This is a genomic window from Klebsiella sp. A52, from assembly GCF_018388785.1.
GTDB classification, from domain to species: domain Bacteria; phylum Pseudomonadota; class Gammaproteobacteria; order Enterobacterales; family Enterobacteriaceae; genus Klebsiella; species Klebsiella aerogenes.
In genome coordinates, this window is the sequence record NZ_CP074437.1 from 3,280,764 (window position 1) to 3,298,329 (window position 17,566).

At 56.3% G+C, this 17,566-nt stretch carries 16 protein-coding genes; 7 read left to right on the forward strand and 9 right to left on the reverse strand.

Annotation, left to right across the window (positions count from 1 at the left end):
- Positions 1–44 precede the first annotated feature (44 nt).
- Positions 45–1,010 carry a PTS mannose transporter subunit IIAB gene (gene manX / locus KGA69_RS15510; protein ID WP_045390392.1) on the reverse strand — a complete coding sequence of 322 codons (966 nt, stop codon included), beginning with the start codon at positions 1,008–1,010 and terminating at the stop codon, positions 45–47.
- Between the two features lie 445 nt (positions 1,011–1,455).
- Between manX and yoaE the strand changes: the two genes are divergently transcribed.
- Complete coding sequence (gene yoaE / locus KGA69_RS15515) at positions 1,456–3,015, forward strand: CNNM family cation transport protein YoaE (RefSeq protein WP_045390395.1); 1,560 nt, start codon at positions 1,456–1,458, stop codon at positions 3,013–3,015.
- Between the two features lie 16 nt (positions 3,016–3,031).
- Here yoaE and KGA69_RS15520 read toward each other — a convergent pair whose 3' ends face one another.
- The 4 genes from KGA69_RS15520 to pabB all read right to left on the reverse strand — a co-directional run bounded on the left by KGA69_RS15520 (position 3,032) and on the right by pabB (position 8,223).
- Positions 3,032–4,627, reverse strand: a complete 1,596-nt coding sequence (locus KGA69_RS15520) for an EAL domain-containing protein (RefSeq protein ID WP_045390398.1) — start codon at positions 4,625–4,627, stop codon at positions 3,032–3,034.
- 130 nt (positions 4,628–4,757) lie between these two features.
- The gene (sdaA, locus tag KGA69_RS15525; RefSeq protein WP_015705929.1) at positions 4,758–6,122 is read right to left on the reverse strand and encodes an L-serine ammonia-lyase; all 1,365 of its coding nucleotides are present in this window, start codon (positions 6,120–6,122) and stop codon (positions 4,758–4,760) included.
- Positions 6,123–6,285: 163 nt separating this feature from the next.
- Positions 6,286–6,864, reverse strand: a complete 579-nt coding sequence (locus KGA69_RS15530) for a CoA pyrophosphatase (protein WP_015705928.1) — start codon at positions 6,862–6,864, stop codon at positions 6,286–6,288.
- Between the two features lie 3 nt (positions 6,865–6,867).
- Positions 6,868–8,223 (reverse strand): aminodeoxychorismate synthase component 1, encoded by a 1,356-nt coding sequence (pabB, locus tag KGA69_RS15535; protein ID WP_045390401.1) that lies wholly within the window; start codon positions 8,221–8,223, stop codon positions 6,868–6,870.
- 85 nt (positions 8,224–8,308) lie between these two features.
- Here pabB and KGA69_RS15540 point away from each other — a divergent pair, with 85 nt between their 5' ends.
- The gene (locus KGA69_RS15540; protein WP_015366046.1) at positions 8,309–8,494 is read left to right on the forward strand and encodes a YoaH family protein; all 186 of its coding nucleotides are present in this window, start codon (positions 8,309–8,311) and stop codon (positions 8,492–8,494) included.
- Here KGA69_RS15540 and KGA69_RS15545 read toward each other — a convergent pair whose 3' ends face one another.
- Positions 8,495–8,839, reverse strand: coding sequence for a RidA family protein (locus KGA69_RS15545; protein ID WP_015366047.1), 345 nt, complete (start codon positions 8,837–8,839; stop codon positions 8,495–8,497).
- 131 nt (positions 8,840–8,970) lie between these two features.
- On the opposite strand from KGA69_RS15545, the gene KGA69_RS15550 reads away from it, so the two are divergent.
- The 5 genes from KGA69_RS15550 to rnd all read left to right on the forward strand — a co-directional run bounded on the left by KGA69_RS15550 (position 8,971) and on the right by rnd (position 15,593).
- On the forward strand, positions 8,971–10,881 hold the full coding sequence (locus KGA69_RS15550) for an ATP-dependent DNA helicase (protein ID WP_045390404.1): 1,911 nt from the start codon (positions 8,971–8,973) through the stop codon (positions 10,879–10,881).
- A gap of 145 nt (positions 10,882–11,026) precedes the next feature.
- Positions 11,027–11,722 (forward strand): tRNA (adenosine(37)-N6)-threonylcarbamoyltransferase complex dimerization subunit type 1 TsaB, encoded by a 696-nt coding sequence (gene tsaB, locus KGA69_RS15555; RefSeq protein WP_045390407.1) that lies wholly within the window; start codon positions 11,027–11,029, stop codon positions 11,720–11,722.
- 38 nt (positions 11,723–11,760) lie between these two features.
- Complete coding sequence (locus KGA69_RS15560; RefSeq protein WP_045390409.1) at positions 11,761–12,342, forward strand: Slp family lipoprotein; 582 nt, start codon at positions 11,761–11,763, stop codon at positions 12,340–12,342.
- 208 nt (positions 12,343–12,550) lie between these two features.
- A complete protein-coding gene (fadD, locus tag KGA69_RS15565; RefSeq protein ID WP_015705923.1) occupies positions 12,551–14,236 on the forward strand; it encodes a long-chain-fatty-acid--CoA ligase FadD in 1,686 nt (561 codons plus the stop codon).
- Positions 14,237–14,477: 241 nt separating this feature from the next.
- Positions 14,478–15,593 (forward strand): ribonuclease D, encoded by a 1,116-nt coding sequence (rnd, locus tag KGA69_RS15570; RefSeq protein WP_161801895.1) that lies wholly within the window; start codon positions 14,478–14,480, stop codon positions 15,591–15,593.
- A 96-nt stretch (positions 15,594–15,689) separates the two neighbouring features.
- Here the strand turns inward: rnd and minE are convergent, their stop codons facing one another.
- Genes minE through minC form a run of 3 tightly spaced genes read right to left on the reverse strand, consistent with a single transcriptional unit; the run spans position 15,690 to position 17,500 of the window.
- A complete protein-coding gene (minE, locus tag KGA69_RS15575) occupies positions 15,690–15,959 on the reverse strand; it encodes a cell division topological specificity factor MinE (RefSeq protein ID WP_015366053.1) in 270 nt (89 codons plus the stop codon).
- A 3-nt stretch (positions 15,960–15,962) separates the two neighbouring features.
- Positions 15,963–16,775, reverse strand: coding sequence for a septum site-determining protein MinD (gene minD / locus KGA69_RS15580; protein ID WP_015366054.1), 813 nt, complete (start codon positions 16,773–16,775; stop codon positions 15,963–15,965).
- A 23-nt stretch (positions 16,776–16,798) separates the two neighbouring features.
- The gene (gene minC / locus KGA69_RS15585; protein ID WP_047045268.1) at positions 16,799–17,500 is read right to left on the reverse strand and encodes a septum site-determining protein MinC; all 702 of its coding nucleotides are present in this window, start codon (positions 17,498–17,500) and stop codon (positions 16,799–16,801) included.
- Positions 17,501–17,566 lie beyond the last annotated feature (66 nt).

Below are 17,566 nucleotides of genomic sequence, written 5' to 3' on the forward strand. Positions count from 1 at the left end.
TGTTGATTAAGTCTTAAAGTGAAAATTGGCTCGCGAGCGCCGGGTTATTTATCCACCTTGGCGATCAAATCCATCATTTTCAGTTTCTGGTCGGTGGAAACTTTGCGCGCTTCCAGTTCAATACCGCGGGCATTCAGTTTTTTGAATGCTTCGATATCGGTTTCATCGACCGAAATCGCGTTATTCACCTGCGTTTTACCCTGACGGAAAGCCATACCGCCGATGTTGACGCTGGTAATTTTCACGCCGCCTTCAACAATACGTTCAACGTCCGTTGGGTTAGTAAATAACAGCATGACGCGTTCGCCGGCGTATTTCGGGTTGTTGTAAACGCGAATCATCTTCGCGACATCAACAACGTGAGCGGTCACGCCCGGAGGAGCCACCTGGGTCAGCAGCGTTTTACGCACCGTATCGGCGGCGACTTCATCGCTGACCACGATAATGCGGGTGACGTTGGTCTCTTTGGTCCAGCGGGTCGCAACCTGGCCGTGGATAAGACGGTCATCGATACGCGCCAGGCCAATCACCATGTAATCATTTGGACCCATCGGTTTAGCGGGTGTCGCCGCTTTTGGCGCGGCCGCCTGCACCGGTGCCGCTTTTTCAACCGGTTTGGCTTTCAGCGCTTTCACGCCTTCGCTACCGGTTTCCACCGCCAGCGCCACCAGCTCATCAAACGACGGATCGTCGTCGCGGGCCATGAAGGTTTCGACCAGCATCGGGACGTTGACGCCAGCGATCACTTCATAGTTTTCTTTATCAACAACAATGCGGCTTGCCGCGTTGAATGGACTACCGCCCCACGTATCGACGAGGAACAGCACGCCTTTTGTGGTATCCAGTTTTGCCAGCTGTGCATTGTACTTTTCGATCAGCGTTTCGGCGTTTTCACCGGGAACGAAATCGATCCAGCCAACGTTTTCCTGCTCGCCCAACAGCATTTCTGCGGTTTTCAGCAGTTGTTCTGCAGCCCAACCATGTGTGCCTATTACAATAGCAATCGTCACTTGCTACCTCCGTTATTATGGTGAATGCATCATCTGGTCTGATACATCCTGAATCACTCTTGTGGAAAAATCGATTCAGTAAGGGTGTAAGATCTAATTTAATTACTACCGCGAATTATTTTAGATAGTGAAAAAATAATTAATGTGATGGAGCTCCGTAAATTACGCTTCGATAATCAATAATTTCGCAGCGCAAAAAATAGCCTTAGCTATTGCAAAGACAGGTAAATTTTTGCCAATTCTGCGCTATATTTTGCTATGTTTAGCTTCCGTTTAATTACTCAGGAGTATAGGGCATAGCCCGCCGTATGGACCGTCATCGACGTCTTTTCACCCTCAGGCACTCGTCTGCCGCCTCTACCTCACACGCTTTTTTACCAGCAACTATTGTTTCGCCGGTGCATGACATCGCGATGACTACCGCTGTCGTTAACGGGAGCCGCTCATGGAATTCTTAATGGATCCCACCATTTGGGCTGGCCTGCTGACGCTGGTGGTCCTCGAAATTGTTCTGGGTATCGATAACCTGGTCTTTATCGCCATCCTTGCCGATAAACTGCCGCCAAAACAGCGTGATAAGGCACGTATCATCGGCCTGTCGCTGGCGCTGATTATGCGTCTGGGGCTGCTCTCGGTTATCTCGTGGATGGTCACCTTGACCAAGCCTTTGATAAGCATAGGCGATTTTTCGTTCTCCGGGCGCGATCTGATCATGCTGGTCGGCGGTATCTTCCTGCTATTCAAGGCGACGACAGAGTTGCATGAACGACTGGAGAACCGCCAGCATGATGCCGGCCACGGCAAAGGCTATGCCAGCTTCTGGGTGGTAGTGCTACAAATTGTGGTGCTGGATGCCGTCTTCTCACTTGATGCGGTGATTACCGCCGTCGGCATGGTGAACCATTTGCCGGTGATGATGGCTGCGGTCGTTATTGCGATGATCCTGATGCTGTTGGCTTCGAAGCCGTTAACCCGCTTCGTGAACCAGCACCCGACGGTTGTCGTGCTGTGTCTTAGCTTCCTGCTGATGATTGGTCTGAGTCTGGTGGCTGAAGGCTTTGGCTTCCATATTCCTAAGGGCTATTTGTACGCGGCGATTGGCTTCTCGATAACCATTGAGTTCTTTAACCAGGTGGCGCGGCGTAACTTTATCCGCCACCAGTCGACGTTGCCGCTGCGCGCGCGTACCGCTGATGCGATTCTGCGCCTGATGGGCGGTCGCAAACAGGCGGCCGTCGCGCACGATAGCGATAGCCCGGCGGCAGTGCCGGTGCCGGAAGGCGCGTTTGCTGAAGAAGAACGCTATATGATTAACGGCGTGCTGACCCTGGCGCAGCGTTCATTGCGCAGCATCATGACCCCGCGAGGCGAAATTAGCTGGGTGGATGCTGAACAGAGCGAAGAAGAAATTCGTCGCCAGCTGCTTTCGTCTCCACACAGCATGTTCCCGGTTTGCCGCGGCGAGCTTGATGAAATCATCGGTATTGTACGCGCCAAAGAGATGCTGGTGGCGCTGGAAGCGGGGGAGAACGTTGCCGCAATGGCTTCCGCTTCTCCGGCGATTGTGGTGCCGGAAACGCTGGACCCGATCAACCTGCTGGGCGTGCTGCGCCGGGCGCGCGGTAGCTTTGTCATCGTCACCAACGAATTTGGCGTGGTGCAGGGGCTGGTGACGCCGCTGGACGTCCTGGAAGCGATTGCCGGTGAGTTCCCGGATGCGGATGAAACGCCGGAAATTGTGCTGGATGGCGAGGGGTGGTTAATCAAAGGCTCAACCGACCTCCACGCGCTGCAGCAGGCGCTGGGGCTGGACGACCTGGTCAACGAAGACGATGATATCGCTACCGTTGCCGGGCTGGTTATCTCCGCGAACGGCCATATCCCGCGGGTAGGCGATGTTGTGGAACTGCCGCCGCTGCAGTTTACCATTGTTGAAGCGAACGATTACCGCGTCGATCTGGTACGGGTTATTAAAACCGTACACGATAACGACGAAGAAGAGTAATGTCGAACCCGCCGGGCTAAACTTGCCCGGCGGGTTGTTTTTTACCCCCAGTCGCCGCCAGACGGTGTTTCTCCTCCGCCAGCCAGCGCGGAAAATCCTCTACCGGTAACGGGCGGGCATAATAATATCCCTGTAGTAAATCCACGCCGTGGCTGCGCATGTAAATCTTCTGTTCCTGAGTTTCGACCCCTTCGGCAATGGTGACGATTTTGAGCCGGTGCGCCAGGGCGATAATCATATCGGTCACCGTCGCGTTGACGCCATCAATGCCAATGGCGCCGGTATAAGACTTATCAATCTTCAGTACATCCGGGCGGAGTTTTTCCAGCCAGGACAAAGAACTGTTGCCGGTGCCGAAGTCATCAATGGCCAGCTGGACGCCTTTAAAATGCAGGTGCTCCGCCATGTGGTGATCTCCCTCACGCAGGACATCGCGTTCAGTCAGCTCGACTACCAGCTGCTGTACCGGATTAGCGCTGAACCAATAGGTGTGCAGGTCGCGCAGCAGTTCGCCATTACTGAAATGACGCGCCGCCACGTTAATACCAATATGAAAATTGGCATCCTGCGGGAAATAATGTAGCCGGCGGGCGGTTTCGGCGATGACGTAGCGGGTCAGGGGGACTATCAGGTTGTAGCCTTCAGCAATAGGAATAAAAACATCCGGTGAGATATTGCCGCGGCGCGGATTGTTCCAGCGCAGCAAAATTTCCACGCCGCAGCACTGCTGGGTGCGTAAATCCTGCAGCGGCTGGCACCATACCTCGAACTCGTGGGCGGCGATACCCAGGGTTATTTCGCGCGAGAAAGTCATTCGTCCTGCGGTCGTCAGCCAGGCGATACCGGTCATCAACAGGCTGAACATCAGCGCCAGCGGTAATTCAGCGGGCAGCTCTTCTAAGGCCACCGCGGAGGCTCCCGGGCCGCTGATGTTGATGGTAAAGGGGAACTGGCTGGAACTTTGCCGGTAAATTATCGGCAGACCCGGCAACTGATGACTTTCGACGACGCCGACATCGCTGAGAAAGCTCTTGTTGCCTACCGTGAGGCTGATGTCGCTTATGAGCGATGATTTTTCTTTGAGAATCAATTCGCCAAGCAGCTCGATATTAATAATTAACAACGCGCCGTCGGCGCCGCTCACGGAGGAGGGATACCACTGGATCAGTACCGGCGTGCCTTTGAGCAGTGAGTTGTCGGTTGAAAAGGCCAGCAGCGGCTTTACCGTCGGCAGTGTGGGCTGTAGCTGATGAATGGCCACATGGCGCGGGCCAAAAATGCTGGAGCAGTAGGCCATCCCGGACTGAACAAGGATGATTGAGCGCACGGTCTGTAGCGTGGCTGCGGTTTTACGCAGTTCAAGATGTACATCCTGACAGGGTTTGCCGACCATACTTAGCAGGGTAGCGTGTTTTGCCGCCAGCGGTTGCAGGATATTGTCCATCGCGATCACCATATTGCGGGTCACCGTCTGGATACGCTGCTGATTTTGGCTACGCTGTGAAATAAATCGGATTGTCAGGGTGACGGCAAGCGTCAGAAATGCAACGGCCAGGCACACCAGAATGCGCTTGCGGCGATATGTCGAAATGACCTTCTGTGCATTTTGCATGCGCGGCGCCCTGTCGGCTAAATAGAGGAATAAGAGTAACAGCCGGCTTAAAGCAAGTGTAGTGGGTAAGATAAGTTGGTGGGAGAAAAAGAAAAATGCGCCCGGAAAGGGCGCATTTCACAGACGCGTTTTAGTCACACTGGACTTTGATCGCCAGGCCGCCGCGAGAGGTTTCGCGATATTTGGCGTTCATGTCTTTACCCGTTTCGTACATGGTCTCGATAACTTTATCGAGAGAGACGCGCGGTTCGCTGGTGCGGCGCATCGCCATACGCGCGGCGTTAATCGCCTTCACGGAGGCGATAGCGTTACGCTCGATGCACGGCACCTGAACCTGTCCGGCGACCGGGTCGCAGGTCAGGCCGAGGTTATGTTCCATGCCGATCTCCGCCGCCACGCAAACCTGCTCCGGGCTGGCGCCGAGCAGTTCAGCCAGGCCCGCCGCCGCCATTGAACAGGCGACGCCGACTTCGCCCTGACAGCCGACTTCAGCGCCGGAAATGGACGCGTTCATCTTATACAGTGCGCCAATCGCGCCGGACGCCATAAAGTAGCGAATATAGATATCCGGGCTGACGGACTCGATAAAGTGATCGTAATAGGCGAGCACCGCCGGAACGATACCACAGGCGCCGTTGGTCGGCGCGGTAACGACGCGGCCGCCGGCGGCGTTCTCTTCGTTGACCGCCAGCGCGAACATGTTCACCCAATCGACAACGTTCATCGGGTCGTTAGACAGTTTATCGCTGGCGACCAGCAGGCGACGCAGCGCCGAAGCACGACGCGGCACGCGCAGCGGCCCCGGCAGCACGCCTTCGGTGTTCATGCCGCGATCGATACAGGCGCGCATGGTTTGCCAGACGTTTTCGAAATAGGCTTCGATCTCTTGCTTGCTGTGCAGCGCCAGTTCGTTTTGCATCACCATGCCGGAGAGCGACAGACCGGTTTCTTTGCAATAGCCCAGCATTTCCTGCGCCGATTTAAACGGATACGGAACCTGCAGTTCGCTCGCGTCTTCTTTGCCGAAATGCTCTTCGTCGACGATAAAACCGCCGCCGATTGAATAGTAAGTTTTGCTGTAGATTTCTTTCTCGCCGGCCCAGGCATGGATAGTCATGCCGTTTTCGTGCAGCGGCAGGTTGTCGCTACGAAAACGCATGCCGTCATCCGCCGGGAAGTCGACTTCGTGTTGCCCGTTTGCCAGCAGCAGACGGCCGCGAGTTTCAACGTCGCGGATAAATGCCGGGATCGCGTCAATATCGACCGTTGCAGGCAGATTGCCCGCCAGCCCCATGATAATGGCGATGTCCGTGTGGTGGCCTTTGCCGGTTAATGAAAGCGACCCATAAACGTCAACGGCGACGCGCGTCACTTCATTAAGCAATCCCTTTTCGACCAGGTCATCGACGAACTGTTTACCGGCCTTCATCGGCCCTACAGTATGGGAAGATGAGGGACCAATCCCCACCTTGAACATGTCGAATATACTAATCACGATAACACTCCTGACAGGGTTACCGCGGTTGCGGTAACGATGTAATAACTGCGCATAGTGTAAGAGGGAACCGGGTTGTCAGCTTAACTATTCACATGAATTAAACTAATGGATAACCTTGGTTTTACTAATAGTGCGAGCGGCTTCGCATTACTTATTATAGCTAAGGGCGAGTGCCGATTTGCAGCGCCAGCTCGCGAATAATGCCGGCGGTCATTCCCCAGACAAAATAATGTTGGTACCACGATAGCCAGACGCGATGAGAATTACCGCGCCGATGGATGTCCAGCGGGTGGTAGCGACCCAGGCGCAGCGCCTCTTCCAGCGGCATTTCAAACACCGCAGACACCTCGTCCTGACTGGCATGATAGTGCAGGTCCGGGGGGATTATGCCGACCACCGGCGTCACCTGAAAGCCGGTGACGCTGTCGACCGGCGGCAGCACGCCGATCACTTCAACGGCTTCCGGCGGGATCGCCACTTCTTCCTGCGCCTCGCGCAGCGCGGCGGCGATCAATGTAGCGTCGGTGTTATCAACTGCGCCGCCGGGGAAGGCGACCTGGCCCGCGTGCTTGCGCAGCAGCGGCGAACGCTGGGTCAATAGCAGCCCCGGCTGCGGGCGCCGGACAATCGGCACCAGTACCGCCGCCTGGCGCTGGTTCAGCGACTGCGGCGAGGGCTGCGGGCGCAGCAGTTGAAAACGGGAAAGAAAGTCGTCCAGATCGAGGGCGTTAGCCGCCATGTTCTAGCTCTCCAGTTGATGCAGGATACGGTTAACTTTATCAAAAGTTTCCTGATATTCCGCGGCTTCTTCGCTGTCCGCCACGATACCGCCGCCCGCTGAGCAGTACAGTTGGCCCTGCCAGGCGGTGATCGTACGGATAGTAATGCTGGTATCCATATTGCCGCACAAGCTGAGATATCCAATGCTGCCGCACCATGCGTTGCGTCGCTGCGGTTCAAGTTCATCGATAATCTCCATGGCGCGAACTTTCGGGGCGCCGGTAATGGAGCCGCCAGGGAAGGCCGCGCGCAGCAGATCGCTGGCATCAAGCGTAGCAGGCAATCGTGCGGTGATGGTGCTCACCAGGTGATGCACCGCCGGGAACGGTTCGACCACAAACAGTTCCGGTACGCGAACGCTGCCCGGCACGGCGACGCGGCCGATATCATTGCGCATCAGATCGACAATCATTAAATTCTCGGCGCGGTCTTTCGGCGAGTTGGCGAGCGTCGCCGCCTGGCGTGCGTCCTCCTGCGGGGAATCGAGTCGCGGCAGCGTGCCTTTAATGGGGCGCGTCTGGATGTCATGCTGATGCAATTGAATAAAACGTTCCGGAGACAGGCTTAAAATCGCCCCTTCCGGCAGGCGAATAAAAGCGCTGAACGGCGCGCGGTTGGCGGCATTAAGCTTACAGAATGCCTGCCATTCGTCGCCGCGGTAGCGAGCCTGGAAACGCTGCGCCAGGTTGACCTGATAACAGTCGCCGCTGCGCAGATACGCCTGCACCTGGCGGAACTTTTCGCCGTACTGCTGGCGGCTCATATTCGATTGCCAGCAGGAGGTCAGGGCGAATGCTTCACCCGGCTCACCTGTTTGCGACTCCAGCCACTGCAGGCGCTGTTGCGGATCGTCGTAACTGAGCAGCGACACCTGCTGGCGTTGATGATCGACGATCAGCGCCCAGTCATAAATGCCGATCGCCATCTCCGGCAGGGCGATATCAGCCTGCGCTTGCGTCGGCAGACGTTCAAAGCGACGGCCAAGATCGTAGCCGAATAACCCCAGCGCGCCGCCGAGAAACGGCAGGTTTTCATCGGCCTGCGGCGTTAACTGACAGCGATCCAACTGCTGTTGCAGCAGCTGCAGCGGATCGTCCTGCGAGACAAATTCGCCTTCACCGTTGCAGACACAGGTTTGCTCGCCGCGGGTAACCAGCGTCGCGCGCGGTTCGGCGACGATAATATCGAAACGGCTATACGGATGGTCGGCGAAGCCGGAGTGCAGCAGCATCGCCCACGGCGTGGCGCTTAACGGCGCGAAATAGCGTTCGGCGGCATCCGGGCGCCAGGGCAGGGTAATAATAGCGGGGGACAACATTAACCTCGATCCTAATGTGCCGCCCACTGGCGAAATGGCGGACGGCGTGAAATAATTACGCCCCACAATGTAGCAGGAGTGAGTGATGTTTGCAGGTTTACCTTCGCTGAGCCATGAGCAACAGCAAAAAGCGGTCGAACGTATTCAGGAATTGATGGCGCAGGGGATGAGCAGCGGCCAGGCAATCGCCCTGGTGGCCGATGAACTGCGCGCCACGCATACCGGCGACCGGATCGTAGCGCGCTTCGAAGATGACGACGAAGACGAGTAATTACGCCGCGGCGATGATTTTGATCTCAACTTTATACTGCGGCTTCATCAGGGTTGCCTGTACGGTGCAGCGCACCGGCGCGTGACCGGCAACCACCCAGGCGTCCCAGGCTTTATTCATCGCCGCAAAATCATCTTTGTTGGCCAGGAAAATGGTGGCATCAAGAATACGTGACTTATTGCTGCCCTGTTTTTCCAGCACCGCGTCAATTTGCGCCAGGGTGTTGGCGGTCTGCTCAAACGCGTCGGCGTCGAGGTTTTCCGGCACCCCGGTGTAGTAGATAGTCTGGTTGTGAATCACCACATCAGACCAGCGGGCTTCGGCATCAATACGCGTAATTGTCATTTATCTTTCCTCTTTGTTCTATCCATTTGGCTGCGGCAAGACTGCCACAATGTTCCGCCCGCGTCACTACCCGGGCTGGCGAAACGCCGTCCTCCCTGACATAATCACTGTCCAAATAACCAGGGGGCAACGTGATCGACGATTTTGCAGCAGACGGCCAGCTGGCCATGGCGATACCGGGATTTAAGCCGCGCGAACCGCAGCGCCAGATGGCGATAGCGGTGAGTGAAGCTATTGAAGCCTCCCGGCCGCTGGTGGTGGAAGCAGGGACTGGCACCGGTAAAACCTACGCCTATCTGGCGCCCGCGCTGCGCGCGAAGAAAAAGGTGATCATCTCCACGGGTTCGAAAGCGCTGCAGGATCAGCTCTATAGCCGCGATCTGCCGACCGTCGCCAAAGCGCTGAAATTCACCGGTAAACTGGCGCTATTAAAGGGGCGCTCAAACTACCTGTGCCTTGAACGCCTTGAGCAGCAGGCGCTGGCGGGCGGCGATCTGCCGGTACAAACGTTAAGTGACGTTATTCTTCTGCGCTCCTGGTCTAATCAGACGCAGGATGGCGATATCAGCACCTGCGCCAGCGTCGCCGAAGATTCTCAGGCCTGGCCGCTGGTGACCAGCACCAACGATAACTGTCTCGGCAGCGACTGCCCGTTATACAAAGATTGTTTTGTGGTGAAAGCGCGTAAGAAGGCGATGGATGCGGATGTAGTGGTGGTCAACCATCACCTGTTCCTTGCCGATATGGTGGTGAAGGAGAGCGGCTTTGCCGAACTGATCCCCGAAGCGGAAGTAATGATATTCGATGAAGCCCATCAGTTGCCGGATATCGCCAGCCAGTATTTTGGCCAGTCGCTCTCCAGCCGCCAGCTACTGGATTTGGCCAAAGACATCACCATTGCCTACCGTACCGAACTAAAAGATACCCAACAGCTGCAAAAATGCGCCGATCGTCTGGCGCAAAGCGCGCAGGATTTCCGTTTGCAGTTGGGCGATCCGGGCTATCGCGGCAACCTGCGCGAACTGCTGGCGGATAGCCACATTCAGCGCGCGCTGCTGCTGCTCGATGACGCGCTTGAACTGTGTTACGACGTCGCTAAACTCTCCCTTGGCCGCTCGGCGCTGCTCGACGCGGCCTTTGAGCGCGCGACGCTCTATCGCGGGCGCCTGAAGCGGCTCAAAGAGATCAATCAGCCTGGCTATAGCTACTGGTATGAATGCACGTCGCGTCATTTTACCCTCGCCTTGACGCCGTTAACGGTGGCCGAGAAGTTTAAAGAGGTGATGGCGCAAAAATCGGGGAGCTGGATCTTTACCTCGGCGACGCTGTCGGTGAACGACGATCTCCACCACTTTACCGCTCGTCTCGGCATTGATGACGCGCAGACGCTGCTGTTGCCCAGCCCATTTGATTATCAGCATCAGGCGCTGCTCTGCGTACCGCGTAACCTACCTCTGCCGAACCAGCCCGGTGCTGCCCGTCATCTGGCGGCCATGTTGAAACCCTTGATTGAGGCCAATGATGGACGCTGCTTCATGCTCTGCACCTCGCATGCCATGATGCGCGATCTGGCGGAGCAGTTTCGCGCCACCATGACGCTGCCGGTACTGCTACAAGGAGAGACCAGCAAAGGCCAGCTGCTGCAGCAGTTTGTTAGCGCCGGCAATGCGCTATTAGTGGCGACCAGTAGCTTCTGGGAAGGGGTTGACGTGCGCGGCGACGCGCTGTCGCTGGTGATTATCGATAAGCTGCCCTTTACCTCACCGGACGATCCGCTGCTCAAAGCGCGAATGGAAGACTGCCGACTGCGCGGCGGCGATCCGTTTGATGAAGTTCAGCTGCCGGATGCCGTCATTACCCTCAAACAGGGCGTGGGGCGCCTGATCCGCGATATTGACGATCGCGGCGTTCTGGTTATCTGCGACAACCGGCTGGTGATGCGCCCCTACGGCGCCGTGTTCTTGGCCAGCCTGCCACCCGCGCCGCGGACCCGCGATATCCGCCGGGCGGTGCGCTTCCTCGCCGTGCCGCCGGCAAGGTAATCCGCAGTAAAATATGATAAGCTGCGCGCCATTTTGTTAATCAGCTATCCCCAATGGATTTAGGATGGTACGGCGGCGGTAAGTCCGCGCGCCGATAAATGTACCGCCCTAAAACCTGGAATATGTAACGAGAGCGTGACCACCCATGCGAATTTTGGCTATCGATACCGCCACGGAGGCGTGCTCCGCGGCGCTGTGGAATGATGGCGCCCTGAGCGCCCATTTTGAAATTTGTCCTCGCGAACACACCCAACGTATCCTGCCGCTGGTGCAGGAGGTCCTCACTGAAAGCGGCACTACGCTGAATGAACTTGACGCGTTGGCCTTTGGCCGCGGGCCGGGCAGTTTTACCGGCGTACGTATTGGTATCGGCATTGCCCAAGGCCTGGCGCTGGGCGCGGAGCTGCCAATGATTGGCGTCTCTACGCTGGCGACGATGGCGCAGGGCGCGTGGCGCAAAACCGGCGCTACTCGCGTGCTGGCGGCCATCGACGCGCGTATGGGCGAAGTCTACTGGGCCGAGTATCAGCGCGACGAAGATGGCGTCTGGCACGGTGAAGAAACTGAAGCGGTTCTCAAACCGGCTGCGGTTGCCGAACGCCTGGCGCGGCTCTCCGGCGAATGGGCTACCGTCGGCACCGGCTGGCAGGCGTGGCCGGATCTGGCGAAAGAGAGCGGGCTGATTTTAAGCAGCGGCGAGATTGAACTGCCGGCGGCAGAAGATATGCTGCCGCTGGCCATCCAACTGCTTGCGGCGGGAAAAACCGTGGCCGTTGAGCATGCGGAACCAGTTTATTTGCGAAACGAAGTGGCGTGGAAGAAACTTCCTGGCCGCGAGTGAATCTCAGTAGAGAGAAGACTGAGAGAAGGAGTCGCATCATGGCGGGTCAAAAACAGGGCGTTCGTTGGCTGTTAGCCGCGGCGGTCGCCGTTGCGCTAAGCGGTTGCGTGTCGGTGCCGGATGTTATTAAAGGCACCAGCCCTACGCCGCAGCAGGATTTAGTACGGGTGATGAACGCGCCGCAGCTGTATATCGGCCAGGAAGCGCGTTTTGGCGGTAAGGTCGTCAACGTGCAGAATCAGCAGGGGAAAACCCGCTTAGAGATTGCCACCGTACCGCTGGATAGCGGCGCGCGGCCGGAACTGGGGGAACCTTCACGCGGCCGTATCCTCGCCGACGTGAGCGGTTTCCTCGACCCGGTCGATTTCCGCGGCCAGCTGGTGACCGTGGTTGGGCCGATTAGCGGCGTCGTCGACGGAAAAGTTGGCGCCACCCCCTATAAATTCATGTTGATGAACGCCACCGGCTATAAGCGCTGGAACGTGGTGCAGCAGGTGGTGATGCCGCCGCAGCCCATCGACCCGTGGATGCTCGGCCCACGCCCCTGGGGCTACGGATACGGCGGTTGGGGTTGGTATAACCCGGGACCGGCTGAGGTCAGAAATGTCGTAACGGAATGATTTTGTTGTTTTTATAATGGAATAGAAACAGCGGCTAGCCCGCTGTTTCGTGTTTTATAGTCTCATAAGAAAAATAAATAGTGACGCGCTTCGCAACCTGAAAAACGCCTAATTAATAAACTGGTACGCTGAGTTAATATAATGTTAACAAAATGTTTGTTGATCAGGGGCTGTGATGACGACGAATAACTATTTCAGAGGTGAAGCAGTGAAAAAGGTTTGGCTAAACCGTTATCCCGCCGATGTCCCGGCGGAGATAAATCCTGACCGCTATCAATCCCTGGTTGAATTGTTTGAACACGCCACCACCCGTTATGCCGATCAGCCGGCATTTATCAACATGGGCGAGGTGATGACCTACCGTAAGCTGGAAGAGCGCAGCCGTGCTTTCGCCGCTTATCTCCAGCAAGGATTAGGGCTACAGAAGGGCGATCGCGTCGCGCTGATGATGCCTAACCTGCTGCAATACCCGGTGGCGCTGTTTGGGATCCTGCGTGCCGGAATGATTGCCGTCAACGTTAACCCGCTGTATACCCCGCGCGAACTGGAGCACCAGCTCAATGACAGCGGCGCGGCGGCGATTGTGATCGTTTCCAACTTCGCACATACCCTGGAGAAAGTAGTCGATAAAACCCAGGTAAAACACGTCATCCTGACGCGGATGGGCGATCAGCTCTCCACCGCTAAAGGAACGTTGGTCAACTTCGTGGTGAAGTACATTAAGCGGCTGGTGCCAAAATATCATCTGCCGGACGCCATCTCATTTCGTAGCGCCCTGCAGCATGGCTACCGTATGCAGTACGTGAAGCCGGAAATCGTCGCGGACGATCTGGCCTTCCTGCAGTACACCGGCGGTACCACCGGCGTGGCGAAAGGGGCGATGCTGACTCACCGCAATATGCTGGCTAACCTCGAACAGGTGAATGCGACCTACGGTCCGCTACTGCACCGTGGTAAAGAGCTGGTGGTGACCGCGCTGCCGCTGTACCACATCTTCGCCTTGACCATGAACTGCCTGCTGTTTATTGAACTCGGCGGGCAGAACCTGTTGATTACCAATCCGCGCGATATTCCGGGCCTGGTAAAAGAGCTGGCAAAATATCCGTTCACCGCGATGACCGGGGTGAATACCTTGTTTAACGCGCTATTGAACAATAAAGAGTTCCAGCAGCTTGATTTCTCTTCGTTGCATCTTTCCGCCGGCGGCGGCATGCCGGTGCAGCAGGTGGTTGCGGAGCGCTGGGTGAAACTGACCGGCCAGTATCTGCTGGAGGGCTATGGCCTGACTGAGTGCTCGCCGCTGGTGAGCGTCAACCCGCATGATATCGACTACCACAGCGGCAGCATCGGCCTGCCGGTGCCGTCGACCGAAGCCAAGCTGGTCGATGACGATGATAATGAAGTCGCGCCGGGCGAGCCGGGTGAGCTCTGCATCAAAGGGCCGCAGGTGATGCTGGGCTACTGGCAGCGTCCGGATGCCACCGATGAAATCATTAAAGATGGCTGGCTGCATACCGGCGATATTGCGGTGATGGATGATGAAGGCTTCCTGCGCATCGTCGATCGCAAAAAAGATATGATTCTGGTCTCCGGTTTTAACGTCTATCCGAATGAAATTGAGGATGTGGTCATGCAGCATTCCGGCGTGCAGGAAGTGGCCGCCGTCGGCGTACCGTCCGGCAGCAGCGGTGAAGCGGTGAAGATCTTCGTGGTGAAGAAAGATGCTGCGTTAACCGAAGAAGCGCTGATTACTTTCTGCCGTCGCCATTTGACCGGCTACAAGGTGCCGAAGCTGGTTGAGTTTCGTGATGAACTGCCGAAATCCAACGTCGGCAAAATTTTACGTCGAGAACTGCGTGACGAAGCCCGTGCTAAAGTAGACAATAAAGGCTAAGCAACGAGTGAGTCGCCAGGCGCCGGCTAGCCGGCGTCCAGATTACTGACAAAGAAGGAAAAAGCGTGGTTTTTCCTTCTTTGTGGCGATCGGCCGAAAATCAATCAATTGATTTTCCTTGTTATTTGTCTGGTGCAATCTGCAAGCCCAACGATTGCATGAGGTTTGTGATTAATCTCGCGCCGGCTAAGCCGGCGTTTTTTATGGGCGCAAGTTAAGAGAGTATGATTTGAACTATCAGATGATCACCACCGACGATGGCCTGCGCGCTATCTGTGAAGCGGCAACTTCGGCACCCGCAGTTGCGCTGGATACCGAGTTTGTTCGCACCCGTACCTACTATCCGCAGCTTGGTTTGCTGCAGCTGTTCGACGGCAAACAGGTCTCTCTGATCGATCCGTTGACCATCAACGACTGGGCGCCGATGCGCGAGCTGCTGCTCAACCAGGATGTCACCAAATACCTGCATGCGGGTAGCGAAGATTTAGAAGTCTTCCTCAACGCGTTCAACCTGATGCCGCAGCCGCTGATCGACACCCAGATTCTGGCCGCCTTCTGCGGGCGCCCGATGTCGTGGGGCTTTGCTTCAATGGTGGAAGAGTATTCCGGCGTCGCGCTGGACAAAAGCGAATCACGCACCGACTGGCTGGCCCGCCCGCTGACCGAGCGTCAGTGCGAATATGCGGCCGCCGACGTCTGGTACCTGTTACCGATCGCCAGCAAATTAATGGCGGAAACCGACCATGCGGGCTGGCTGCCGGCAGCGTTGAACGAGTGCCACCTGATGCAGCAGCGCCGTCAGGAAATCCTTGACCCGGCGGATGCGTGGCGGGAAATCGGCAATGCCTGGCAACTGCGAACGCGCCAGCTGGGCTGCCTGCAGTTGCTGGCGGAGTGGCGTCTGCGCAAAGCGCGCGAGCGTAACCTGGCGGTGAACTTTGTCGTACGCGAAGAGCATCTGTGGAGCGTGGCGCGCTATATGCCGACCAGCCTCGGCGAGCTCGATAGCCTCGGTTTATCCGGCAGCGAAATTCGCTTCCACGGCAAAACGCTGATTAGCCTGGTTGAAAAAGCGCAGGCCTTGCCGGAATCGGCGCTGCCGGAGCCGCTGCAAAACCTGATCGATATGCCGGGGTATCGCAAGGCCTTTAAAGATATTAAAGCGCTGGTGCAGGAAGTGAGCGCGGAGAAGGGCGTGAGCGCCGAGCTGTTGGCGTCGCGCCGTCAGATAAACCAACTGCTGAACTGGCACTGGCAGCTTAAAAATAAAAATGGTGAGCCAGAACTGGTTTCCGGCTGGCGCGGGGAATTGATGGCCGATCGTCTTAAAGCGCTGCTCAACGACTATCCTCGCTAGCGCCCGGCGCGATTCAGGCCATAAAAAACCGGCCGCGCGTTGCGTGGCCGGTTTTTTTTAAGGCTACGGCGAAATGCCGTTAACAAGACAACAGGGTCAGGGTTTCGACTCTTCAGCTTCTGGCAGGGTCACGTTCAGCTCGAGAATCGAAATATCACCATCGCGCTGTTCCAGCTGTACGCTGACCATCTCTGGGTCTATCTGCACGTATTTACAGATGACCTCCAGGATATCTTTGCGCAGCTGCGGCAGGTAATGCGGTTCCGCGTCGCCGCGGCGGCGCTCCGCGACGATGATTTGCAGGCGTTCTTTCGCAATGTTAGCCGTGTTCTTTTTTCGCGAGAGAAAAAAGTCGAGTAATGCCATAATTTATCCTCCGAACAGGCGTTTGAGGAAACCTTTCTTCTCTTCTTCGATGAAGCGGAAAGGACGTTCTTCTCCGAGCAGACGATCCACAGTATCCGCATAGGCTTTACCCGCATCTGAAACGGTATCCAGAATGACCGGCTCGCCCTGGTTCGATGCGCGCAGCACGGACTGATCTTCCGGAATCACGCCCACCAGATTGATGCGCAGAATTTCCAGCACGTCTTCCATGCTCAGCATGTCGCCTTTGTTCACGCGACCTGGGTTGTAGCGCGTCAGCAGCAGGTGCTCTTTGATCGGCTCGTCGCCATTTTCCGCGCGGCGGGATTTGGAGGCCAGAATGCCAAGGATACGGTCGGAGTCGCGCACGGAGGAGACTTCCGGGTTAGTGGTGATGATGGCTTCGTCAGCGAAGTACAGCGCCATCAGCGCGCCGGTTTCGATGCCTGCCGGGGAGTCGCAGACAATAAAATCGAAGTCCATCTTTTTCAGTTCTTCAAGAACCTTATCTACGCCTTCGCGGGTCAGCGCGTCTTTATCACGGGTCTGAGAAGCCGGAAGGATATAGAGATTTTCAGTACGCTTATCTTTGATTAGCGCCTGATTGAGAGTGGCATCGCCCTGGATAACGTTGACGAAGTCATAAACCACCCGACGCTCGCATCCCATAATCAGGTCGAGGTTACGCAGGCCGATATCGAAGTCGATAACGACAGTTTTCTTTCCCTTCTGGGCCAAACCAGTAGCGATGGCCGCGCTGGAGGTGGTCTTACCAACGCCCCCTTTACCCGAAGTCACAACAATAATGCGTGCCATAGAAATTCCTTGTTAAAAAGGGATTAATTGAACGGTTGAATTGTCAAAGCGCCGTCGCCTAAACGCAGACGCGCCGCTTTGCCATAAAATTCAGCTGGGATGTTATCGCTCAGCCAATATTCCCCTGCGATGGACACCAGTTCCGCCGCGAGGTTAGTACAAAATATTTGGGCATCTCTGTCGCCGCTTGCGCCAGCCAGCGCACGTCCCCGCATCATGCCATACACATGGATGTTACCATCAGCGATAAGTTCCGCTCCGGCACTCACATGGTTTGTAACAATTAGATCACAGTGTGGCGCATAAATGCGCTGACCGGAACGTACCGGCAGATCAATCAAACGCGTTTTTGTGATCGGCGTAGCAACTGGTGGTGGTTCAACGGGTTCCGGCGGCGGCGCCTGACGAACGATTTTCTCTTTTCCTTCCGTCAGTAGCGGGATCCCGGCACGGTCGATTTCCGTTTTCAGGCGGGAAATTTTACAACCGCTCACCCCCATGATGCGCAACCCGGTGGCGACGATAGCTTCATGCATCGGGCGCCAGTCGACGCTCTCTTCAATACTGCTGATGTTGACCACGACCGGTGCATGACGTAAAAAAGCGGGAGCCTGGGCGATTTTGTCTTCTAACGCCTGACGAATAACCTCGGGATTTGCATCGTGCAAATGAACGACAGATAAAGTGAAGCTACTGCCCTTAAGTTCGATTGGCGTATTTGACATCCTGGCCTTACTCAATTTGCTGTTTATCATCCGCCGAAGTGCGGTGATATTCCGAAGACTAAAAGG